At 68.8% G+C, this 20,956-nt stretch carries 19 protein-coding genes and 3 pseudogenes; 13 read left to right on the plus strand and 9 right to left on the minus strand.

The genetic code is table 11. The annotated features are described in order from the left end of the window. From OHB13_RS36795 to OHB13_RS36815, 5 genes are all read right to left on the minus strand, one after another. Positions 1-471 (minus strand): transposase family protein, encoded by a 471-nt coding sequence (locus OHB13_RS36795; protein WP_328380102.1) that lies wholly within the window; start codon positions 469-471, stop codon positions 1-3. A 154-nt stretch (positions 472-625) separates the two neighbouring features. Next, entirely contained in the window at positions 626-1,381 is a 756-nt protein-coding gene (locus OHB13_RS36800; protein ID WP_328380103.1) for an SDR family NAD(P)-dependent oxidoreductase, read from the minus strand. A 186-nt stretch (positions 1,382-1,567) separates the two neighbouring features. Then, positions 1,568-2,218, minus strand: coding sequence for a hemerythrin domain-containing protein (locus OHB13_RS36805; protein WP_328380104.1), 651 nt, complete (start codon positions 2,216-2,218; stop codon positions 1,568-1,570). Continuing rightward, positions 2,215-3,084, minus strand: coding sequence for an SDR family oxidoreductase (locus tag OHB13_RS36810; protein WP_328380105.1), 870 nt, complete (start codon positions 3,082-3,084; stop codon positions 2,215-2,217). The genes OHB13_RS36805 and OHB13_RS36810 overlap by 4 nt, the downstream gene beginning before the upstream one ends. A 91-nt stretch (positions 3,085-3,175) precedes the next feature. Beyond that, complete coding sequence (locus OHB13_RS36815) at positions 3,176-3,949, minus strand: SDR family NAD(P)-dependent oxidoreductase (RefSeq protein ID WP_266862337.1); 774 nt, start codon at positions 3,947-3,949, stop codon at positions 3,176-3,178. 327 nt (positions 3,950-4,276) lie between these two features. On the opposite strand from OHB13_RS36815, the gene OHB13_RS36820 reads away from it, so the two are divergent. Together OHB13_RS36820 and OHB13_RS36825 are read left to right on the plus strand one after the other, a co-directional pair. Further along, complete coding sequence (locus OHB13_RS36820) at positions 4,277-4,720, plus strand: MarR family winged helix-turn-helix transcriptional regulator (protein WP_328380106.1); 444 nt, start codon at positions 4,277-4,279, stop codon at positions 4,718-4,720. A 180-nt stretch (positions 4,721-4,900) separates the two neighbouring features. Continuing rightward, the gene (locus OHB13_RS36825) at positions 4,901-5,848 is read left to right on the plus strand and encodes a class I SAM-dependent methyltransferase (RefSeq protein WP_328380107.1); all 948 of its coding nucleotides are present in this window, start codon (positions 4,901-4,903) and stop codon (positions 5,846-5,848) included. Between the two features lie 486 nt (positions 5,849-6,334). On the opposite strand, the gene OHB13_RS36830 is transcribed toward OHB13_RS36825, so the two are convergent. Continuing rightward, positions 6,335-6,967 (minus strand): TetR/AcrR family transcriptional regulator, encoded by a 633-nt coding sequence (locus tag OHB13_RS36830; RefSeq protein WP_328380108.1) that lies wholly within the window; start codon positions 6,965-6,967, stop codon positions 6,335-6,337. 82 nt (positions 6,968-7,049) lie between these two features. On the opposite strand from OHB13_RS36830, the gene OHB13_RS36835 reads away from it, so the two are divergent. The 11 genes and pseudogenes from OHB13_RS36835 to OHB13_RS36890 all read left to right on the plus strand — a co-directional run. After that, on the plus strand, positions 7,050-7,766 hold the full coding sequence (locus tag OHB13_RS36835) for an SDR family NAD(P)-dependent oxidoreductase (protein WP_328380109.1): 717 nt from the start codon (positions 7,050-7,052) through the stop codon (positions 7,764-7,766). A gap of 48 nt (positions 7,767-7,814) precedes the next feature. After that, positions 7,815-8,666, plus strand: coding sequence for an NmrA family NAD(P)-binding protein (locus tag OHB13_RS36840; protein WP_328380110.1), 852 nt, complete (start codon positions 7,815-7,817; stop codon positions 8,664-8,666). A 38-nt stretch (positions 8,667-8,704) separates the two neighbouring features. Beyond that, the gene (locus tag OHB13_RS36845; protein ID WP_328380111.1) at positions 8,705-9,025 is read left to right on the plus strand and encodes an SDR family NAD(P)-dependent oxidoreductase; all 321 of its coding nucleotides are present in this window, start codon (positions 8,705-8,707) and stop codon (positions 9,023-9,025) included. A 291-nt stretch (positions 9,026-9,316) separates the two neighbouring features. Continuing rightward, positions 9,317-9,624: pseudogene (gene tnpA, locus OHB13_RS36850) on the plus strand (IS200/IS605 family transposase); the annotation flags it as partial. Positions 9,625-9,884: 260 nt separating this feature from the next. After that, on the plus strand, positions 9,885-12,140 hold the full coding sequence (gene tap, locus OHB13_RS36855) for a telomere-associated protein Tap (protein ID WP_328380112.1): 2,256 nt from the start codon (positions 9,885-9,887) through the stop codon (positions 12,138-12,140). Positions 12,141-12,147: 7 nt separating this feature from the next. Further along, positions 12,148-12,711 (plus strand): telomere-protecting terminal protein Tpg, encoded by a 564-nt coding sequence (gene tpg / locus OHB13_RS36860; protein ID WP_328380113.1) that lies wholly within the window; start codon positions 12,148-12,150, stop codon positions 12,709-12,711. A gap of 34 nt (positions 12,712-12,745) precedes the next feature. After that, a complete protein-coding gene (locus OHB13_RS36865) occupies positions 12,746-13,114 on the plus strand; it encodes a hypothetical protein (protein ID WP_328380114.1) in 369 nt (122 codons plus the stop codon). 409 nt (positions 13,115-13,523) lie between these two features. Further along, positions 13,524-14,213 (plus strand): rhodanese-like domain-containing protein, encoded by a 690-nt coding sequence (locus OHB13_RS36870; protein WP_328380115.1) that lies wholly within the window; start codon positions 13,524-13,526, stop codon positions 14,211-14,213. Between the two features lie 187 nt (positions 14,214-14,400). Further along, complete coding sequence (locus OHB13_RS36875; protein WP_328380486.1) at positions 14,401-15,762, plus strand: MBL fold metallo-hydrolase; 1,362 nt, start codon at positions 14,401-14,403, stop codon at positions 15,760-15,762. Positions 15,763-16,563: 801 nt separating this feature from the next. Beyond that, positions 16,564-17,292 (plus strand): DJ-1/PfpI family protein, encoded by a 729-nt coding sequence (locus tag OHB13_RS36885; RefSeq protein WP_328380116.1) that lies wholly within the window; start codon positions 16,564-16,566, stop codon positions 17,290-17,292. 339 nt (positions 17,293-17,631) lie between these two features. Continuing rightward, positions 17,632-18,155 (plus strand): annotated as a pseudogene (locus OHB13_RS36890) (transposase); the annotation flags it as partial. Positions 18,156-18,237: 82 nt separating this feature from the next. On the opposite strand, the gene OHB13_RS36895 reads toward OHB13_RS36890, so the two are convergent. The 3 genes and pseudogenes from OHB13_RS36895 to OHB13_RS36905 form a co-directional block, all read right to left on the minus strand. Further along, positions 18,238-19,014 carry an alpha/beta fold hydrolase gene (locus tag OHB13_RS36895; RefSeq protein WP_328380117.1) on the minus strand — a complete coding sequence of 259 codons (777 nt, stop codon included), beginning with the start codon at positions 19,012-19,014 and terminating at the stop codon, positions 18,238-18,240. A 111-nt stretch (positions 19,015-19,125) separates the two neighbouring features. Beyond that, positions 19,126-20,024, minus strand: a pseudogene (locus OHB13_RS36900) (aldo/keto reductase). After that, entirely contained in the window at positions 20,021-20,887 is an 867-nt protein-coding gene (locus OHB13_RS36905; RefSeq protein WP_328380118.1) for a helix-turn-helix transcriptional regulator, read from the minus strand. Before OHB13_RS36905 ends, OHB13_RS36900 begins: the two are co-directional and overlap by 4 nt. Between the last annotated feature and the right edge of the window lie 69 nt (positions 20,888-20,956).

Consider the following 20,956-nt stretch of genomic DNA (forward strand, 5'->3'; position numbering starts at 1 on the left):
TCAGCGGTCCGGCGGCGGGCGACGCCAGCGCGGTGAGCCGGGCGAAACCCGCGGCGCTCGGCGCGCCAGGATCCACTTTGGCGAAGGCGTCCCGCGCGAGCTCCACTCGCCCGGAGCCCGGTACCGGCTGGCGAACGGGTCGAAGGGGCAGCCCAGACGGGCCAGCGCCTCCTGATCACACCGACGGGCCCATTCCGCGATCGCACCCAGAGAGTTGTGCCCAGCCGCCGTCATTGCGCACACCCCGATCGCAAGCAGCGTGGCCAGCCGGTATCGAACGCCCCGCGGATCACGCGGGTCGGGCACCTTGGCCAGCGCCAGGAGCAGTCCGTCCGCCGACACCTTCCGGACCGCATCGGTGGACGAGCAGGGAGACGTGCCCAGGGATACGGACATGAGACGAGCACGGCAGCCTTGCTGATCTGGGAGCGTAGAGAACTCAATCATCCCCAAGAGCCGTGCTCGTCTCATGCCAGGGCTTCGGTGATCAACCGGTCAAACTAGGAGCGACGGGATCCCCCCCCGGGGGCCCTGGGGGGGGGTGTACCAGTCCAGGGCACGCGGGGGAGGGATTCGCGATACCCGGCTGGCCCGTGACGGCGCCCGCTGTGCGGAGGTGCCGTGGTCAGATGGCGGTGCGGCCGCCGTCGACGTTGAGGATCGTGCCGGTGATGTAGCTGGACTTGTCCGTGGTCAGGTACACGATGGCGTCGGCGATCTCGCTGGCGTCGGCGACGTAGCCCAACGGGGCCTGCTTTCCGAGCTCGTCGAGGCCGTCGCCCATGGCGTCGACGACTTTCCGGGTGCTGGTGGTTCCGGGGCTGACCGCGTTGACACGGACACCGGCCGGGCCGAACTCCGCGGCCCAGGACTTGGTGAGCAGGTTCAGTGCGGCCTTGGTCGCGCCGTAGACCGCCATGCCCGGAACGGCGAACTGGCCAACCATCGTCGAGGTGTTGACGATCACGCCCTTGCCGCGAGCGGCCATCTTCGGCGCGAGCTCTGCGACGAGGAAGAAGTGTCCCTTGAGGTTCGTGTTGAACATCATCTCCCAGTTCTCCTCCAGCGTCTCCGCCGTCGGGCCGAACACCGCCGTCCCAGCGTTATTGATCAGGATGTCGATCTGGCCCCCGGAGGTCTCCAGTGCCCGTTTGGCCAACTCGCGGGCCGATGCCGCGTCGCTGATTTCAGCGCGAACGTAATCGGCCTTGCCGTCGGCCGCGCGGATCGCGGCGACGACGCCGTCTCCGAGTTCCTGGCGACGGCCGACCACGATCACGTGTGCCCCGTGCTTGGCGAGTTGCTTGGCCGTGGCCTCGCCGATCCCGCTGGTCGAACCGGTCACGAGGGCCGTGCGCCCCGCAAGGTCCTGCTCTGTCATTGCCTCTCCTTGTTGAGATGCCGTTGAGGGTTGGGTGGGCCGGTGAGCGTTTGTGTTTTGGTCTTGAGGGTGTTCCGTAGGGTCGATGCGTTGGTTTGCTGGTGCGCTGGTGGTGTTGCGGGCGATCGGCACCACGGTCAGTGCGGGGGCTCGGTGGTGTGGTGTGGTGCCGGGTGGTGGGGCGGGTCAGCCGCGGATCTTGCTGGTCTCGCGGGTGAACTGGCGGTGGCCGATCAGCTTGTAGGCCACACGGGCCGGAGCCGGCAGGACCTTCATGAACCTTCGCCGTTCCGTGCCATCGGCTTCCTCGGTGATGTGGCCGAGGATGACCAGCCGCCGCGTGAGGGAGATCGCGCTCATGCCGTGCTTGCCGAGTGCGTCCCATTCGCTCTGCGTCAGTGTGACGGCGACGATCGGCAGTATTTCCCGCTCCTCCTCGGCCAGGTGCTCGATCAGTGTCGGCATCATGGCGTCGATGCGAGCGGCCATCCGCTCGCCCACGGCAGCGTCCGCGCTCGCCGTCCACGCCGGCAACTCCGCGTCGATGGCCGTGACGGCGTCGTCGACCTGCGCGTGCTGGGCGTCCATCCGGTCCATCAGCTCCGGATCGAGGGTGGCTCGCTCACGCAGCAGCGGAAAGAGCAGCTCGTCCTCGCCGGTGTGGTGCGTGTGGAGGAAGGTCAGCATCTCCCGGGCGTGCGCACCGATGACCTTGGACCGCGCACGGTCACCGGCCGCGGCGCGAAACAACCGCGGAAGCTGCCCGAACTCGCGCCGGAGGACGCGATGGATCAGCACCATCTCGTGGGTGTCGACGCCGGGGGCGGAAGCACTCACCGTGACTCCTCGGCGGCCGCGGCGTTCCGGACGGCCTCACGCGCCGTGATAGCCGGCCGGCCGATGAGCTTGACCAGGTCGTCACTGTCGGTGAACAACTCTCCGCGGGCCAGCCCGGCATCGGCATCAGCCACCGCGGCGGCCATCTCCGGAGGCAGCCCGGCACCCGTCAAAGTCGCGGTGTAGTCGGCGACCGGCATGTCCCGGTAGTCGATGGGGGTGCCCAGGACCTCGCTGAACGTGGCGGCGAGTTCGACCAGCGTGAACGGCTCTCCGCCGAGTTCATAGGTCGCTCCGAGGTGCCCGTCCTGCGTCAGCACCGCGGCCGCGGCCGCCGCCAGGTCACGTCGGCCGGCCGCACTGACACGCCCGTCGTGAGCACTGCCCAGCAGTGCGTGGTACTGGCTGATCATCGGGAGCTGGTCGGTGTAGTTCTCCAGGTACCACCCGTTACGCAGGATGACGAACGGCGACCCGCTCGCACGCAGATACTCCTCGGTGCGGCGATGCGCGCCTGCGAGCATCATCTGCGCGGTCGAGGCGTTGAGGATGCTGGTGTACACGATGCGGGAGACACCCGCCCGGCGCGCCGCGTCGATGGCGTTGCGGGCGTTGTCGAACCGCTCACCCACCGTCGTCGTGGAAACCAGCAGCATCGTGTCGGCACCCGCGAAAGCGTCGTCGAGGCTGCCCGGGTCGGCGAAGTCCGCGCGCCGCACGGTGACCCCGTTCCGTGCGAGGTCGGCGAGCTTGCCGGTGTCCCGCCCTGTGGCCACGATCTGCTCCGGCGGCGTTCCGGCGGCGAGTAGTTGATCAACGATGAGCCGGCCGAGATGACCTGAGGCTCCGGTGATGACAGTGGACATGGTTTTTCCCTTCGACAAGTGTTCGGTGTGAGTGCATTACGGCGTGGGCGAATCACCCTGGCGTCACGGCCGAGTGCGACGAGCCGGTGTGTCAGTTCCAGCCGCCGTCGGCTTCGATGGTGGTGCCGGTGATGAAGGACGCGTCCGGGGAGAGCAGAAACGCGACCACGGCGGCGATTTCGTCAGGCTGGGCCAACCGGCCCAGTGCGCTCATAGAGCGGATGAGCGCGGGAAACGGCACATCGGCGAGTGCGGGATGGACGTAGTGGGGGGCATAGCCGGCCATGCGAGTGGCGGTGGCGCCGGGGGCGACCGCGTTGATGGCGATGTTCCGCTCGGCCAGCTCGGGAGCGAGATTGCGCACCATGGCCGGAATGGCGGCCTTACTTGCCGCGTACAGGGCGTGCTGACGGACCGCCAGGCGCGCACTGACCGAGGAGCTGAGCACGATCCGGCCGCCGTCGGTCATCGCGGCCACTGCCGCCTGGGTGACGAACAGCTGCCCGGCCACATTGGTCTGGAAGAGGCGGTCGAAGTCGGCCTGGGTGATGGTTTCCAGCGCTCCGAAGTGCTCGATCCCGGCATTGCTGACCAGCAGGTCCAGGCCGCCGAACTCGGACACCACCGCGCCGACGAGCTCGTGGGTCTGCGTCCTCTCGCCGATATCGGCCGGGAAGGCCGACGCGGCACACCCGCTGTCGCGGAGTTCGCCGACGAGCGCCTCGGCCGCCTCCTGATCGGATCGGTAGTTGACCGCGACCGTGGCCCCCTGGGCAGCGAGCTTCCGCACGATCGCGGCGCCGATTCCGCTGCTGCCTCCGGTGACCAGGACCCGCTTGCCTGCCAGGCTCGATGTCGATGTCATCGCGCTACCTGCGCCCTCTCTGTGTTCTCCGGGTTCTCCGGATGTGAACTGACGGTTGTGCACAGTCCTTGGGTCGCACCGCCCGTCCCTTCGTCGAGCAGTCACTCAACTAGTCAGGAACATTTACTACTGTACTCATACGGCAGCGCCGACGGCAACAGCGGCCGGCATGAGGTCGCCGAGGGACGGACGGCACTGTGCGGAACCCGGCGCGATCGGAGCCGCACGCGCGCCATCACGGCCGGGGCCGACGGCGATCCGGCCCGGCGGCATTGACGTAGGGTGTGAACCTCGCGGGATCAGGTGGGCGACGGAGCCGAGAGCGGTATGGACGACGAGCAGCGGGTTGATCTAGGGGTGGCGCTGTTCATCCCGTACCGGTACACCGAGGACCGGATGTTCCGGGCCCTGCAGGATGCCGGGTTCGACGACTGGACTCTCGCCCAGTGCCGGGTGTTCCAACGCGTCGCCCCGGATGGTTCGCGCCTCACGGACCTCGCTGACCAGGCGCAAATGAGCAAGCAGAGTGCCGGCGTGCTGGTCGATCAACTGGAACGCCTGGGCTATGTCCGCCGGGTCCCCGACCCTACGGACGGCCGCGCCCGGTTGATCGTGATCGAGGAACGCGGCCGGCGGGCGATCGAGGTGGCCTCAGCGACACTCGACGAGATCCTCTCGGAGTGGAAGACCTACCTGGGCACGCGCAACTTCACGTTGCTGCACCAGATCCTGGATCAACTCCGCGAGATCACCGACCCCTACGCGCGGTAGACCCGGCCACGCCGAGCCGTCCCGCCCCCGGCCCCCTGTTCGCCCCGAGCCGCCGGGGCGGCGGGCGCCGACAAGCTTCGACTCCACCGTGATGTAGTCAGCTTGCTTGACTTATTCGTCAGTTATTCTGACGGTAGGGCGCGTGGCTGCCAACGAGGTCTTTCAAACAAGGAGTGAGGCATGAGCGACAACATCGAGCAGAGCGATCCGGTGGCCCTACTGGAAGGTGAGGTGTGGGCGCTGGCCGCAGTGGTCGCGACCTTGCGGGAGACCGGGACGAGCTCACTGGAGGAGGCCCTGGCGGCGGACCCGGCGCGTACCGCGGTGCTGGAAGCGGCCGGCGTCGTGCGACGGGACGGGGAGAAGGTGATAGCCGCCCCCGTGTTGCAGCTCGGTCCCGCCTCCTCCAACATGGCGTCCGCCCGGCTCAGTTCGATGCGGCAGGCGGTCGCCGCCGCCGGCGGCGAGGCCGTGACGGGGTGGGACGGGCAGAGCGACAACGTACTGCTCGATCAGGGACGCGCCTCCGCGGGCACCGGGCACGCGCTCGCCACGCGTCTCGTGCCCTCCCTGCCGGGACTCGCCGGCCGACTCGCCACCGCGGGCAGCCGCATTCTGGACATCGGCACCGGGACCGGCGCGCTCGCCCTCGCGCTGGCCCAGGACCTGCCCCACGTCCATGTGACCGGGATCGACAGCCTGGAGCGAGCGATCCGGCTGGCCGGCCAGGAATTGGACAAGGCTGGACCCGAATCCGCCGACCGAGTCGAGGTGCGGCATCAGGACGCTGTCGATCTGCGCGAACGGGATCTCTACGACCTGATCTGGCTGCCCGCACCTTTCCTGTCCGACGACGCGCTGAACGCCTGCCTCCCTCACGTGACGGCTGCCCTCACGGACGGAGGATGGCTGGTGGCCGGCACCAACCCGGCACCGCCCGAGCCGCTGCTCGCAGCCGTCGCCGACTGGACTGCGGCGCGCAACGGCGGCAGCGCGCTGACCTCACACCGGATGAAACAGGCGCTGAGCGACCTGGGGTTCCAGGACCTGCGCCAGATCCCCACGGCGCCCGGCGGCCCGGTACTCGTGGCCGGCCGCCGCCCGGAGCACGCCGCGTCCGTGTCGTAACCAAGCGGTCGAGCGGTGACCGACACCCCGCGGCGCTTCCGCCGAAGGGGGTGCCGCGTCCACGCTTGCGCCGCTTCAGAGCCGTTCCTCATTTTGGTGGTCGCGGAGTGGTCCTTACCCAAGGCTTCGGGAGGACCACTCCACGATCCCGGTTCATCGTGCTGCCCTGGCCGCTGACTCACCGAGGGCGTTCGGGGAGAAGCTGGTGCTCGTCCGCGTTTCGTCCGTGCCCTGCGACGGAGCGGTTCCACGACGAGCACCTGGTGTGCACCGACCGTCTTGCCCGGCTGACGGCATGACCAGAGCCTCCCGCGCTGAAGGCGCCAGATGCCACGCGTGCCCCACCAGGTGGCGCAGACACCACCAAGGACCCAGAACCCACACTCTTTCGGATCAACAGCACGTCGACCGGCGACCGGACCCGACATGCCCCAGCCTGCGGAGGGTGGCGTTTCTGCGCGAATCGGGCAGAGCCGAACTGCACGTTCAGGCCGGCGGTATGGCGTGGTCGTGAATGTGGGTGATCACGGCGTCCAGGGCCGCTTCGAGGGCCTCGGTGGTGTGCTGTGCTTGCGCGAGGACAAGCCCGCCCTGCACTGCCGCCAACAAGGCGAGGGACAGCGTGGTCGCGTCGGTCTCCGGCCGCAGGGAGCCGTTGTCGACCATGGCGGCCAGGCCGGCGCGAATCGCTTCGGACCACACGGTGAAGCTGGCGGCCAGAGCGTCGCGCGCCCACGGATGGTCGTCGGACAGCTCGCTGGACAGGGTGCCCAGCGGGCAGCCCCCGGCCCCGTTCTGCCGGCGGGCGGCGTCGACCACCACCTCGCGCCATGACTGCAGCGCCTCGATGCTGTCGAGCCTGGCCAGCAGCGGTGCTTGGTGGGACAGGATCGCCTCGGACTGGAATGCGATGACCGCGCGGGTGAGGTCGTCCTTGTCGGCGAAGTAGTGATAGATCTGCGACGAGCTGACGCCGGCGGCATCGCGGACAGCGGGGGTGCTGGTGCCCGCCACGCCGCGGCGGTACATGAGGTCGGCCGCGGCCGCGACGATCCGCTCGCGCGTCGCACGCCCTTTCCGTGTGCTGGGCTCCTCCTGCGGCGCTGCGCGTGTCGGCATTGAACCCCCTCAAGACTGGACTTGCCTATCCAATCCTACCCCCCTTAGATTGGATAGGTCGATCCAATCTAAGGGGTGGCGAGTGAGTACTGAGTTGACAACGGTGCTGATCACGGGTGGAACCTCGGGCATCGGCCGGGCGACCGCGCAACTGTTCAGCCGGCGCGGTGCCACGGTGATCATCACCGGCCGCGATGAGGACCGGGGCAAGGAGGTCGCCGCCGAGACCGGCGGGCGCTTCATTCGCGCCGATCTCGCCGCACCCGAGGAAGTGCGACGCCTGGCTGCCGAGGCCGGCGAGGTGGACGTGCTGGTCAACAACGCCGGCTACTGGGAGTTGGGCCCGACCGCCGAGACCACCGACGCGGCCTTCGACGCGATGAACGCGGTGAACGTCCGGGCCCCGTTCTTCCTCACCGCGGCAATGGCCCCGCCGATGGCCGCACGTGGTCGCGGGGCGATTGTGAACGTCTCCACCATGGTCGCCGCCCGTGGGGCCGCGGGTATGGCCGCCTACGGGGCGAGCAAGGCGGCCCTGGAGGCGTTGACCCGCTCCTGGGCGGCCGAATTCGGCCCGGCCGGCGTGCGCGTCAACGCCGTCGCGCTCGGACCCAGCCGGACCGAGATCACCCAGAGCATGGGTGACTTGCTCGACACCCTCGCGGCCGCCAGCCCGCTGGGCCGGGCGAACGAACCCGACGAGGTCGCCCGCGTCATCGCCTACCTCGCGGGTGAGGACGCCCGGCCGATCACCGGAGCCGTCCTCGCCGTTGACGCGGGCCGCGTCGCCACGCTCTGACCGTTCGTCACTGTCCTTCCACAATCGACCAAACTTGAGGGAGCCAACATGATTCTGGTTACCGGCGCGACCGGCACGGTCGGGTCAGAAGCCGTGCAGCTGCTGTCCGCAAGGCACCAGCCCGCCCGGGCATTGGTCCGCGACCCGGACCGTGTGACGAACCGCACCGACCTCGCCGACGAGATCGAGATCGTCACCGGCGACTTCGACCGCCCGGACACACTGGACGCGGCCCTGCACGGCGTCGACACCGTCGTGCTGGTCAGCCCGGCCGTGCCGGCTCAGGAGATCGCGGTCATCGACAGCGCGGTCCGGCAGGGCGTATCGCACATTGTCAAGATCACCAGCAAGGCGTCAGCCGATTCCCCGGTCGACCGGCGGCGTGGACAGGCGCGGATCGAGGCGCACCTCGCGGCCACCGGCGTGGCGCACACGCTGCTGCGCTCGAACGCGTACCTGCAGAATCTGCTCGCGCTGGCCCCGATGATCCGCCAGACGCGGGGCTTTGTGATGTCGGCGGGCGACGGACAGGTCGGGATGATCGACGCCCGGGACGTCGCCGCCGCCGCGACGGCCATCGCCACCGCGCCGGGCGAGCACGCGGGCCGCACCTACTGGCTCACCGGCTCTGCTCTGATCACCTACATCGACATCGCCAAAGAACTCTCCGCGACACTGGGACACGAGATCGAGTACCGCCAGATCCGTCCGGACGAACACCGGGCGGTGATGATCAAGGCGAGCGTCCCAGAACTCGTCGCGATCTCCAACGCTCAAGCGTTCGGGCTGATCGCCGACGGTGACGCAGCCTGGCTGACCGGCGACGTGGCGACCCTCACCGGCACCGCCCCGCGCAGCCTGCACACCTTCATCGCCGAGCACGCCGCGGCCTTCGCCTGAGCCGGGAAAACAACGAGATCCACGAATCCTAGGGTGACATGGCATCCTGGCTCCCCACCGGCCCGTCGCAGGCGTTCGGGCCTGACCTGATCAGGCAACTACTGGCTCGCGGTGACCGAGTCGCGGCCATCACCGACCAATCCGGGGACGTGGCGGCCGTGAACCGCGAGTACGGCGGCGCGGTGTGGGTCCGGGCCGTCACGCAAAAGGACATCGGCCAGCTTCGCGACATCGTGTCGGCAGCGTTCACCGACCTGGCTCGCATCGAGGTCGTCGTCTCCAACGCCATGTACGGGTTGGTGGGGGCTGCGGAAGAGTTCACCGACGCCGACGTGGTCGCACTGACACGGCAGCTGTAGATCTGTGGCTGCGTTGTGAGTCGTGGCTGGTCAGCGGGACGGTGGGGTGCCTGCGGGCATGAGTGCGGTTACCGTGATCATGAACGTTTGTGACGACTTATCAAGAGCAGGTGGCCGCTGAGGCCGCAATAGCCGAGCAGGCATGGACGGCGGCACTCGGGGGGTGAGCGAAGCATCGCGGACTGTTCCGAGAGCCGTGAACAACGGGTCCTGCTGCGGGAGATGACCGAGGCAATGCTGATGGAGCTGGACTCGCGTAACTCTGCTGGTCGCTCGCCGAGGCGCTGGGCTCTGACGCGTTGCGAGGCGGTCATGCGGGACGTGTGCGAGTCCTTCGAAGCCGAACTGCACAGGTTCAACGGCGAAGGCGATCACGTGCATCTGCTCGTGCACTACCCGCCGAAGGTCGCCCTGTCCAAGCTGGTCAACAGCTTGAAGGGCGTCAGTTCCCGCCACCTGCGGGCGGAGTGCACCGGCCGGACCAACCGGATCGGCACCGGGCCGGTGTTCTGGTCCCCGTCGTACTTCGCGGGTCCTGCGGCGGCGCACCGCTGAACATCGTCAAGGACTACATCGAGAACCAGAAGCATCCTGCCTGACCGTCAGAGCGGGGGCGCAGCGAGTTCCGGTGCTCCGCCCCCCGGTCCAGGGATCGCATTCCCGCCCGGCCAGAAGGCCGGGATTCCCCGCGACGATCAAGAGATGGCGTGCCACGTCCGCAGTGTGCGGGGACGGAGAAGATCGGGCGACAGATCGCACATGGATTCGATTCTATCCGATGCCTATGTACGCGAAATGAGCGGAGAATGTGCGGTGGTTGCGCGGTTCGTAGGGTAGATTGAGGCTCAGGAGGTGTTCCATGTCTGAGTTGTTCGATGCTGTCGATGCGTTGGTCGCGTCCGCGTCTGCGCTCCCGCCGCCGGAGGAGCGCAAGCGGTTGCGTGTGGCGCACGGTCTGACGCTGGAGCAGGTGTCGGGTGCTCTGAAGGTGCGCCGCGCGACCGTCAGCGTCTGGGAGTCCAGCAAAAACAAGACGGAGCCGCGGGGTCCGGAGCGTGAGGCGTACGCGCGGCTGCTCAGGCAGCTCGCGGAGCTCTACCCCGCGCCGGCGGCCACCGCCGCACCCGGACAGGACACCGTGGTGCCCGAGACGTTCACCGGCCCCTCCGCGCCCGCGCCTCGCGAAGCCGGGTCCGCCGATCTGTCCCCGGAGTCGGGTTCGGTGCCGGAGACTTCGGCTCTGGCCGACGCGCCGGACGTCCAGCAGCGTCCCGTCCGTGCTCCCGCCTCCCGTACGACTGCCGTCACCAGGGGGCCGTCGGCGTCGCGGCGTCCGGCTGCGAAGAAGGCCACGGCCAAGCCCGCCGCCGTCCCAGCCGGTGTCGACCCGCGTTTCGCAAACGGGCCGCTCGCGGTCGTCGACATCGACGCTGACGGGCAGGTGCTGGCGTACTGCGTCGGCGGCCTGGTCCTGGACGTGCCCGCCAAGTCCATGCCGGCCCTGGTCGACTGGACCCTGCGCGAGGCGAAGTTGGGCGCGCCGAAGCTGGTCGGGCCGGGCAAGGACGCCGACCCGCTGCTGGTGCTCACCGAAGCTGCGCTGGAGCGCTACGGCCTCCCCGTCGCCCTCACGGAGGAGGAGCGGATCGCCGGGCGGATTCCGGAGGGCCACAAGGTCATCAAGCAGCTGGCCCGCGCGGAGTGGAAGCTGACGAAGCGCGGGTTCGGGCCATGGGCGCGGATCTACCGCCCCGCTACCGGCTCGGAGAGGGCCTGCGTCCAGCTGTGTATCCCGTCGTGGAACGCGCTGGACACCCGGCACTGGGGCACCGCCGGCCAGCTGCCGCCGGCGGAGCTCGCCCGGCTGCTGGGGACGTACGCGTCGAGGGTGATGACGCCGCGCGGCTCGACTGCCGTCACCGGCCTGGAGCTGATGACTGCCCTCCACCCGCCGACCCGCGCCTCCGAACCGGACGTGGACGGCAAGCGGCACTCCGATCACAATCCCGGCTCGCTGGGGAAGGAGCCGGTGGACTGCGCGCCGTGCGAAGCCCCGGACGGGCACCCGCTCCTGGCTGATTTGCCGCGCTTCCACGTCCGCGGCCCGGCAGAGAAACTCTTCGAGGAGGCGTACGACTGGGCGCGCCCGCTCACCGACGCCGAATGCATGCACCGCAAGCTCGTCGGGCTCGACGTCAACATGGCCTTCGCCGCCGGCGCCAACGGGCTCATCGTCGGCCTCGGAGCCCCAACGCACGTCAAGGCACCGGCCTTCGACCCGAAGCTGCCCGGCGCGTGGCTGGTGGATCTCTCGCACGTCGACCTGTCGAGGGTGAAGCTCGGCAAGGAGTGGGTGGAGCTGGACGGCAGTCTGCTGCCCAGCCCGTTCACGCCGAAGGGCGAGCGCCCCGAGGGGCCGGCCTGGTACGCGACGCCGACTGTGGCGTACGCCCAGGAGCTGGGCTACGAGGTGCGCCCGGTGGAGGCGTACGTCCGGTACGAGAACGGGCGCTACCTGGACGGCTGGTACACGCGGCTGCGCGACGCCTACCTCGCTACGATGGCCGACCTTGGCGTGACCGCGGACCTGTCGCCGGCCGAGTTCCTGGCGGCGATGGACGGCTACCGCGGCCGCGACCCGGAGCTGGCGATCGTGGTGTCCGCGGTGAAGGCGACGGTGAAGGGCGGCCTGGGGAAGCTGCGTGAGCGGCCCCGGGGCGAGGGCTGGCGGCCTGGTGAGCGGTGGCGGGCTCTGTCCCGTCCGACGTGGCGGCCGGACATCCGGGCGGCGGTCATCTCCCGTACGCGGGTCAATCTGCACCGCAAGATCGTCAAGCACGCGGCGTTCACCGGTCAGTACCCCGTCGCGGTCAACTCCGACTGTGTCGTCTACGCGGTCGACGGCGAGAGCCCGCTGGACTTCCTGCCCTACCGGGAGGGCAAGCCCCTGCCGGGCGGCTTCAAGCTCGGAGTGAATCCCGGCCTGGTGAAGCACGAGGGCACGCAGACCACGCTGTGGGGCGAGGGCGTCCGGGAGCAGTACACGGCTCCCGAACTCAACCTCGCCCGCTACATCAAGGACGGCACCGTCACCGACAAGGACAACGGGGAGTAGGTAGGCGATGGCCAAGGAGTTCGGGGACGGCCTCAACCAAGCGGTGCAGAAGGCGTTCACCCGCCCCGCACCGAAGGCAGCCGGCGCGCAGATGCGGTACCTGGTCAAGCAGCTCAAGGGCACCAAGGCGGTCGCACAGATGCTGCGGATCTCCCAGCGCACCGTCGAGCGGTACGTGAAGGACCAGATCAAAAAACCCCGCCCGGACCTCGCCGCCCGGCTGGAGAAAGAGGTCAAGCAGCGGTGGCAGCCGCAGATCCGGGCCAAGGCGAGGGAGAAGGCGGCGACGACCGGGGGCATCGTCATCGAAGTCCATGCCCGCCTCGGCTACGCCGGGGCGCCGGAGCATTCCTCGGACGAGGACCGCGTCCGGCACCTCACCGTGGCCCTCCCGCCGCAGCACGCGGCCCGCCTCTTCGAGGCTCAGGAGCAGGGCGAAGGTGATGACCGGCTGCGCGAGCTCGCCGCCGACGCGCTCCGGGAGGTGTACTTCCAGGACGGCGGCCGCCGCGCTGGCTCCCTGGATGAAGTCCAGATCAACGACGTGCTGGACCTGGAGTTCGAGCTGTAGAAACGGCCCCGAACACAGCCCGCGGGGTCGGAAGTTGGCGAGTGGAGCATGCTGTGTCGACGGCTCGGGTGAGCCGAGACACGCTCGTTGGAACCTGGCCAGCTTCCTCCAGCAGGCCGACGGCTTCCAGCGCCTTCTCCAGGCCGACGATGGCGCGGGCGGTCGGCTCGAAGACGTCGTGCAGGAAGCCGGCGATGGTGGAGTCGGGTGCGTCGGTGCCTACGAGATCAAGAAGAGCTGGACCGATCCCGCGGCTGACGATAGGTACGTCTTCGAGCTTGTGCATTCCCCCCGCTTCCAACGGCTCCTGGGCGAGCAGCTCCCGATCGCCCCTGGTCAGAACCCGGCCCGGATCCTGAGTGGCCGAGCGCTGCGCGAGGTCCTGGACGCGAGCCCGATGTAGCCGCTGACTGCCGGGGATTCCCGTGTCCCCCGGCAGCTTGTGTTGCTGAGGCGAGGGGGCAGCCGAAGTCCTGGCCCTGTTCTCCGCCGGCGGCGAACAGTTCCACGTCCGCCAGTGTTGATCACGGACACGTCTGCGTTCGCCGCGGAGGTGCCAGCCTCGGTTGTGACAGTGGTGGCCACCCGATGCACCGACGGCGTGTCGAACCGCAGCGATCGACTTGCCCGTTCAGCAATATCATTTGCCGCTCACAGGCAAGTGCGCGAAGACTGCATCCAGAAAGCGCTGGCGTACAGGGCAAGCCGGTGCCTCTCGGACTCGGCCGTGTTCTCTCGTTCGTCGGGAAGCTCTCCGGCTCGAACGGCACGTCAGACATCGTAATTTCCTTACAGGATAGAAGAGGCTGCAGATGGAAAATCGCCATGTTGTGATCATTCCGATCGAGATCGATGAGGATAAGGAAAGCTCCTATCTCGACGCCTGGCAGGACGCTGCGGACGTGATGGCAGCTCAACCCGGTTTCATTCGGACGTACATGTTCCGCACGATCGTTCCGGGGAGTAAATTTTCTCTCGTCAACGTGGCGGAATGGGAGTCCACCGCTCACTGGGAAGAGGCGATGAACGTCTGCCCGATGATGGGACAGCAGATAGCCGTCGCCCATGCCTCGAACTACGAGGCGATCCGGACGGTCCTGCCCGCGCAGAGCCCGGGCTGCGGCGACGGTCACACCCCCGCTGGCCTGTCTCCGGTCGAGGCGCGGCGCCGCGTCGTGGACGGGGAGCTCACGCTGGTCGATGTTCGCGAAGACGATGAATGGGCAGCGGGTCACCCGGCGGGCGCCGTCCATGCCGCGCTCAGCACATTGCCGGCCTCGCTGTCAGATGTGCCTGACGGCCCGCTGGCCTTCGTTTGCCGCACGGGCCAACGCAGCATGCAGGGCGGCGCGCAGGCGATCCGCGTGGGCCGGTCCTTCGTCTACAGCGTGACAGGCGGCCTTGAGGCGTGGGAAGCGGCAGGGCTTCCGGTCTCCCTTCCCGGCCGTGGGGACTCGGTGAACAACGGCGACCGTGCCAAAGCTGCGGTACGTGAGGACTGACGAAAGCAGAAGCGGCGGATAACCGTCGCATGCGTCCGTCGGCATGAGGCCGACCGGGCACGCCATCCACCTCGCACCCCTCAAGGAATTCCCTACCACCATTTCAGGCGGAGCTCGTCCGTGCCAAATGGCGGCGATTTCCCGTAACGAGAATTGACCGGGTGTGCCGTCCAAGAAAGGAATCATGTTGTTTTTTATCGACACCCTGGAGTTCGAGGGGCTGGGGAACCGCAGTTACCTGGCCGGCGGTCGGAGAGCTGCGGTCGTGGTCGATCCGCCGCGGGACGTCGACCAGGTGATCGCCGCCGCCGCCCGGAGAGGGGTGCGCATCGCCTACGTGGCGGAGACGCACGTTCACAACGACTACGTCACCGGCGGTCTGGAACTGGCACGCCTCACCGGGGCCCGCTACCTGGTCCCGGCCGACGCCAACGTCTCCTTCCCACGCACTCCCGTCGCGGATGGCGGCACGTTCGAGGTGGATGAACACCTGGTGCTGCGTGCGATAGCCACCCCGGGCCACACCCCGCACCACACCTCGTACGCACTGGAGGAGGAGGGATGCGCGGTGGCGGCCTTCACCGGCGGCTCGCTGCTGATCGGCTCCGTGGGCCGTCCGGACCTGGTGGACCCGCGGCTGACCGAGCAACTGGCCCGTGCCCAGCACGCTTCCGTCCACCGGTTGGCGGCGACACTCGACGACGAGGTGCCGGTGCTCCCCACGCACGGTTTCGGCAGCTTCTGCTCCTCCTCCCAGGCCGAGGGCGATGCGAGCACGATCGGCCAGGAACGCGCCGGCAACGACGCATTCACCCTGGATGTCGACGACTTCGTGAAGCGGGTCCTGGCCGGGCTGGAGGACGTGCCCGCCTACTACACGCACATGGGTCCGGCCAACGCCGCCGGTCCCGCTCCCGTCGACCTGACCCCGCCCGAGCCCGCCGACGCCGCACAGATCGCCGAGCGCTTGGCGGCGGGTGAGTGGGTGGTGGACCTGCGGAGCCGGGTCGCCTTCGCCGACGGCCATGTGGCCGGATCGTTCAACTTCGAGGGCACCGGCAAGCTGGCCACCTATCTGGCCTGGCTGATCCCGTGGGGCAAACCAGTCACCCTGCTCGGCGACACCCCAGCGCAGATCGCCGACGCGCAGCGGGAGCTGACCCGGGTCGGCATCGACCGCCCGGCCGCCGCCACCGGAGATCCAATCACCTGGGTCCGTGAGGGGGAACAGCTCGCCTCCTTCCCCCGCGCCCGCTTCGCCGACCTCGCCGCTGCACGCGGGCGCGGTGAGGACGTGGCGGTACTGGATGTGCGCCGGGATTCCGAACGTGCGAACGGCTTCATCGAGGGCTCCGTGCACATTCCGCTCCACGAGTTGCACGGCCGGGCCGGCGAGGTGCCGGACGGCACGGTGTGGGTGCACTGCGCCGGCGGGATGCGCGCGGCGATCGCCGCTTCCCTCCTGGACGCGACCGGACGAAAGGTCATCGCCATCGATGACAGCTTCGAGGCCGCCGCCGGCACGGACCTCAGCGTCACCCGGACCTGAATGTCTTGCTCCACCCGTACAGAAGGCGCGTGATACCTCCGCAGTCTCCACCCGGAGCAAGAGCGATACAGATCTGGCCGAGTGGCTGCCCACCGCCCACTCCTACCGCTGCACCTACACCGCGATCTGGGCCGAAACGACACTGCGTTGGGACCTCGCCGCCGACACCGCCGGGCGACACGCCCTCCTCGTACCCGCTGAGGACTGTCCCTCCACCACCGTCGTCTACCACCCGGCCTCGTAACGGGGCCAGCGGGCCGGCAGGCGGGAGGGCTGCGCGGGATGTACGGGTGGGTGCTCACCCCTCCACTGCTTCCGGCCCCGGCCCGGACCGAGAAGGTCCAGCCCCGCTCGGACGCATTGCCGGGCGGGACGCAGTACGAGGTCAAGAGGTCACCCCAACTGGTGCCGAAAGGAAAGGAGTTTGACCACGGAAGGTTCGGATGGCCATAAGCAGAGGGCATTAACGAGCGAAGTGGGACGATTCGGGCGCCCCCCGGGTGCCGGGACCTACGCCCCCTGCACAGCAGAAGCGGCTCGATCCGCTCCAAAAGGTCATCCGAGACGATCCACGGCGAAGAAGTCCCCATGCCCAGCCGCTGCCGAACTCCTGATGCGGACTCGGCCACCAAGGCACCGAGCACCCCACTGTGTTAGCCCCTGTAAGTGCGGTCACTCTGCGGAAACACGCCCTCGTACGGGAACTCCGCCACCGTCCGGAACGACCACTACAGAGGAGTCGGCCCACCAACCGGGCCCGTCACACCAACGCCCGGCACACGGGCACAGGAGGGCACATCCATGCACCGTAGGGAGTTTATCCGTCAGACGTCAGCAGCCGCGGGCGTCGTGTCGGCAGGGGCATTGGCCACCACCTCCCTGGGCGCTGGCTCAGCGGCGGCCTCGACGCAGCGCACAGGTGCGCTGCGTGTCCACATCGTGATGTTCGACGGTGTTGAGGAGATGGACTGCATCGGCCCGTACGAGGTCTTCTCCGCAGCGGCCATGCACAGCCCGAACGGTGTCGAGGTCCGATATGTCACGACGGGGCGGCCTCGGCTGATCCGTTGCGGATACGGCACGGGCATAGAGGTGAAGTATCGATGGTCGCCGGAAGCGGCGGACGTGGTCATCGTGCCCGGCGGCGGTTACGCCCACCGTGAAGGTGCGGGCGTATGGGCCGAGATCGACGGCGGCACTCTCCCTCGTGCCCTCGCCGCCGCTCCTCGTGAAGGGCTGACGATCAGTTCGCTGTGTACGGGAGCGGTGATTCTGTCTGCGGCCGGCCTGACAAAGGGACGCCCATGCACCACACATCACGGTGCGAAAGACTATCTGGGGGAACAGGGCGGTCTTGTCAAAGACGCCCGGGTGGTCGACGACGGGGATCTTGTGACGGCCGGGGGTATTACCTCGGGTCTCGACCTGGGCTTGTGGCTGGTCAACCGCGAACTCGGGCCGGATGTGGCGACGGGCGCGGAGACCATGCTGGAGTACGAGGCACGTGGGACCGTCTGGCGGGAGAATTGACCGGGGCCGGTCCCACTCGGACGGGTGAAAGACCGGACAGGCGCAGGACTCGGTCGAGGAAGGCCGGCTGGGGGTGCATCGGGGATGCCGACCTGTGCAGGGCGCGGAGATCAGCTGGTTCGCCGACCGGGACGACCACCTCCTCAAGTGTGGTCGGACGTCGGCTTCGATGACTACGTTGCCATGCCCAGGTGGTGTCTGCTGAATCGGCGACGACAATGGCTGCAGTGGTTGCTACTGACTGCTGCACGCGGACAGCGTCGGCGAAGACGCTGAATGACGTTTTTTCAGCGACTCATCCCCATACGAGGGTGAGTGCCGCTTTGGTGATGTCGTCCGATGCGGGTGGGACTCACAACGGCTAACACAAGGGGTGTTCGGCCTTGGTGGCCGTGTCCGCGTAAGGAGTTCGGCGGTGGCCGGGCACGGGGGCTTCGCCGTGGACCGTCTCGGACGACTTGTGGGAGCGGATCGAGCCGCTTCTGCCGTGCAGGGAGCGGAGTTCCCGGCACCCGGGGCGGAGCCCGCTGCCTGACCGGAAGGTGCTGTGCGGCATCTTGTTCGTGCCGCACACGGGCGCCCAGTGGGAGTTCCTGCCGCAGGAGTTGGGCTTCGGTTCGGGCATGACGTGCCGGCGGCGGTTGCGGGACTGGAACGTGGCCGACGTCTGGGAGCAGTTGCCCGTGGTGCTGCTGGCGCCGAGCCGAACGCGGCAGCTCGTCTCGACTGGCCCCGGGCCGTGGTCGACTCCAACCACGTGCGAGCCATAAAAGGGGGACTGGACAGGACCGAGTCCGGTCGGCCGTGCCCGAGCCGGATCGAAACACCACCTGAAATGTCGGCGGAACGGCTGGCCTGGACGGCCGAGAGGATCCTGTCCCGGCGGGCGGCCTGCTCCTCCAGCGGAGGAGTCCGGACTCGGTTCATAGGGTGCGGAGTTCAGCGTCACTGCTCCGGGAGCCGGCGGATGAAGTCCAGGAGCAGGGTGCAGAACACCGAGGGCTGTTCCAGCGGTGCGAGGTGCCCTGCGGCCGGGATGACCACGGCTGGGCCTGCGTCGAGGGCGCGGGCCAGACCCTCGCCACCCTCGAAGAAGTCGGGCATGTCGTGTTCACCGACGCCGACCAAGGCGGGAGCGGTCAGTGTGCGTAGCGTTGCCGTTCCTTCGCCGAGCGGGTCCACCGCCAGCGGCGGCTCGCCGTGGGCGAGCTGCTCAGCAAGCCGGCCGCGGAGCATACGGGCAGCGTGAGCGCGTACATCGTCGCTTGCGTCGGCCGAGGTCCATGCCTCGACGCCGGCTGTCACTGCTGCGTCCAGGTCGCCGGCGGCGAGCGCAGTCCTTTCGGCGTCCCAGGCGACTTGCAGACGTGGAGAGGCCGGCTGGTCGTGGGGCCGGTACCCGACGAGCACCAGGCCCTCGACCCGCTCGGGTGCCGTGACGGCGGCCTGGAGCGCTACCAGGGCGCCGAGGGAGTTCCCGGCCAGGACGAAGCGGTCGGCCCCGAGGTGGTCGAGCGTGTCGAGCACATCCGTCCAGGGGGCCACTTCACGGGCTTCGGGCACGGTCGCGTCGCCGTGGCCGGGCAGGTCCAGGGCGATGGGCCGCACGCCCGCATCGGCCAGCAGGGGGAGGTGGGCGCCCCACATGGTGCGATCGGTGGGGCGGGCGTGAAGCAGGACTACGGGGCGGCCTCGGCCCGCCTCATCAAAGGGCAGCAGCATGGCAAGCATCTTTCTTCGGTGGGAACACTGGGAACAGGGGGAGGGGGAGGGGAAAGACCGCCCGGGCTCGTGGTGCCGAGGAGCGGAAGACCTGTCTTCCTGGGGCGGATGTCACGCTGCGGCGGTCAGCTCGTCGCTCTCCGCGTCGCTCAGCACCAGCGTGGCCGCGCTCAGGTTGTCTTCCAGGTGCGTGACCTTGGAGGTGCCGGGGATGGGCAGGACGACTTCGGAGCGGGCCAGCAGCCAGGCCGGCGCCACCTGAGACGGGCTGGTGCCATGCGCGGCGGCGATCCGGTCGACCGGGCCCCCGGAGCGGGCCAACTCACCCGCGGCCACCGGAGCCCAGGGAATGAAGCCGATGCCGTGGCGGTGGCAGTACTCCAGGACGTCGGCGGAGCGGCGGTCGGTGAGGTTGTAGCGGTTCTGGACGGTGGCGATCGCGGCGACCGTGCGGGCACGCTCGACCTGGTCGACGGTGACCTGGGACAGGCCGATCGCGAGGATCTTGCCCTCGTCCTGGAGCCTCTTCAGCTCGCCGACCTGGTCCTCCAGCGGGACCTTCGGATCGACGCGGTGCAACTGGAAGAGGTCGATGTGGTCCACGCCGAGCCGGCGAAGGCTCATCAGTGCCTGCTGACGCAGGTACTCCGGGCGTCCGACCGGGGGCCACGCCGCCGGGCCGAGGCGCACCAGCCCCGCGTTGGTCCGGAGCACGTCGGGCCGTTGCGGGTCAGCCCGGCCTTGGTCGCGATCAGCACGTCGTCGGGGCAGGGGTGGATCGCCTCCCGGATGATCTCCTCACTCACGGACGGGCCGTAGGAGTCCGCGGTGTCGATCAGCTGCACCCCGAGCTCGACGGCACGGCGCACGACACGGACGCACTCCTGGCGGTCCTCGGGTTCACCCCACACCCCGAGTCCGGTCAGGCGCATGGCGCCGAAACCGAGACGGGCGACTTTTTTACCCGCTATCTCGAAGGTGCCGGCCATGTCGGACAGCGACGCAATCATGAGCGGAATTTCCCTTTTTCTGCAGGATTGGCCTGGTTCGCCAAGGCCGCTTCCTGCTCGGACAGCCGGCCAAGCAGGACCAAGGCGTCGGCGCTGGCGCTGCCGGGATCCGCGCTGTAGACGGACAGATGCTGTCCGGGGGCGCTGGTGACGGCGAGCGCCTCGAAGTGCAGACGCAGTTCCCCCACACGCGGGTGCCGGAAGTGCTTGTCCTCGTGCGTACGGGGTCGCACCTCGTAGCGCGCCCACAGGCCCGCGAACGCGGGGCTGCGCACGCTCAGCCCGCCAACGGCCTGCTCGATCCGCTCATCCTGCGGGAACTGCGAGGCGGCCGCCCGCAGGTTACCCACCGCGATCCGCGCCGCGTGGTCCCAGTCGGCGTAGAACTCCCGCGCATAGGGGTCGAGGAAGATCATGTGCAGCAGGTTGTCGTAGCAGGCGAAACCGCCGTACAGCTCCCGCGCCATCGCGTTCGCCGCCAGCACGTCCTGCGCCGCCCCGACCACGAAGGCCGGCACCTCGCGCATACCGTCCATCAGCCGCAGCAACTCCGGAGCGACGGTCCTCACCGCAGCCGCCGTCCCGAAAACGGACAGGCCCAGCCGGAAGAGGTGGTCGGCCGCCGCGGCGTCCAGCCTCACCGCCCCGGCGATCGCCCGCAGCACCTGCTCGGACGGATGCCGCTCACGGCCCTGCTCCAGCCGGATGTAGTAGTCCGTGCTCACGCCGGCCAGCAGCGCCACCTCATCGCGCCGCAGCCCCGGCACCCGCCTTGCCCCGTAGTCGGGCAGGCCGACGTCCGCCGGCGTGACCGCCGCACGGAGGGCGCGCAGGTAGTCACCGAGTTCATTCACGCTTTCCATACCCGGCACGATAATCGGGGACGGACACCGGGGCGTGGGTGCGCTGCACCCACCCGGGAAGGCTCGCTC

It is taken from the genome of Streptomyces sp. NBC_00440, assembly GCF_036014215.1.
In the GTDB taxonomy this organism is placed as follows: domain Bacteria; phylum Actinomycetota; class Actinomycetes; order Streptomycetales; family Streptomycetaceae; genus Streptomyces.

Excerpts from the sequence above, each read along its gene's own strand:
- OHB13_RS36895 (WP_328380117.1), bottom strand. The coding sequence starts at position 19,014 with ATGCTGCTGCCCTTTGATGAGGCGGGCCGAGGCCGCCCCGTAGTCCTG.
- OHB13_RS36820 (WP_328380106.1), top strand. The coding sequence starts at position 4,277 with ATGGACGACGAGCAGCGGGTTGATCTAGGGGTGGCGCTGTTCATCCCG.
- OHB13_RS36845 (WP_328380111.1), top strand. The coding sequence starts at position 8,705 with ATGGCATCCTGGCTCCCCACCGGCCCGTCGCAGGCGTTCGGGCCTGAC.
- OHB13_RS36795 (WP_328380102.1), bottom strand. The coding sequence starts at position 471 with ATGAGACGAGCACGGCTCTTGGGGATGATTGAGTTCTCTACGCTCCCA.
- OHB13_RS36810 (WP_328380105.1), bottom strand. The coding sequence starts at position 3,084 with ATGTCCACTGTCATCACCGGAGCCTCAGGTCATCTCGGCCGGCTCATC.
- OHB13_RS36840 (WP_328380110.1), top strand. The coding sequence starts at position 7,815 with ATGATTCTGGTTACCGGCGCGACCGGCACGGTCGGGTCAGAAGCCGTG.
- OHB13_RS36815 (WP_266862337.1), bottom strand. The coding sequence starts at position 3,949 with ATGACATCGACATCGAGCCTGGCAGGCAAGCGGGTCCTGGTCACCGGA.
- OHB13_RS36830 (WP_328380108.1), bottom strand. The coding sequence starts at position 6,967 with ATGCCGACACGCGCAGCGCCGCAGGAGGAGCCCAGCACACGGAAAGGG.
- tap (WP_328380112.1), top strand. The coding sequence starts at position 9,885 with ATGTCTGAGTTGTTCGATGCTGTCGATGCGTTGGTCGCGTCCGCGTCT.
- tpg (WP_328380113.1), top strand. The coding sequence starts at position 12,148 with ATGGCCAAGGAGTTCGGGGACGGCCTCAACCAAGCGGTGCAGAAGGCG.
- OHB13_RS36885 (WP_328380116.1), top strand. The coding sequence starts at position 16,564 with ATGCACCGTAGGGAGTTTATCCGTCAGACGTCAGCAGCCGCGGGCGTC.
- OHB13_RS36905 (WP_328380118.1), bottom strand. The coding sequence starts at position 20,887 with ATGGAAAGCGTGAATGAACTCGGTGACTACCTGCGCGCCCTCCGTGCG.
- OHB13_RS36870 (WP_328380115.1), top strand. The coding sequence starts at position 13,524 with ATGGAAAATCGCCATGTTGTGATCATTCCGATCGAGATCGATGAGGAT.
- OHB13_RS36825 (WP_328380107.1), top strand. The coding sequence starts at position 4,901 with ATGAGCGACAACATCGAGCAGAGCGATCCGGTGGCCCTACTGGAAGGT.
- OHB13_RS36800 (WP_328380103.1), bottom strand. The coding sequence starts at position 1,381 with ATGACAGAGCAGGACCTTGCGGGGCGCACGGCCCTCGTGACCGGTTCG.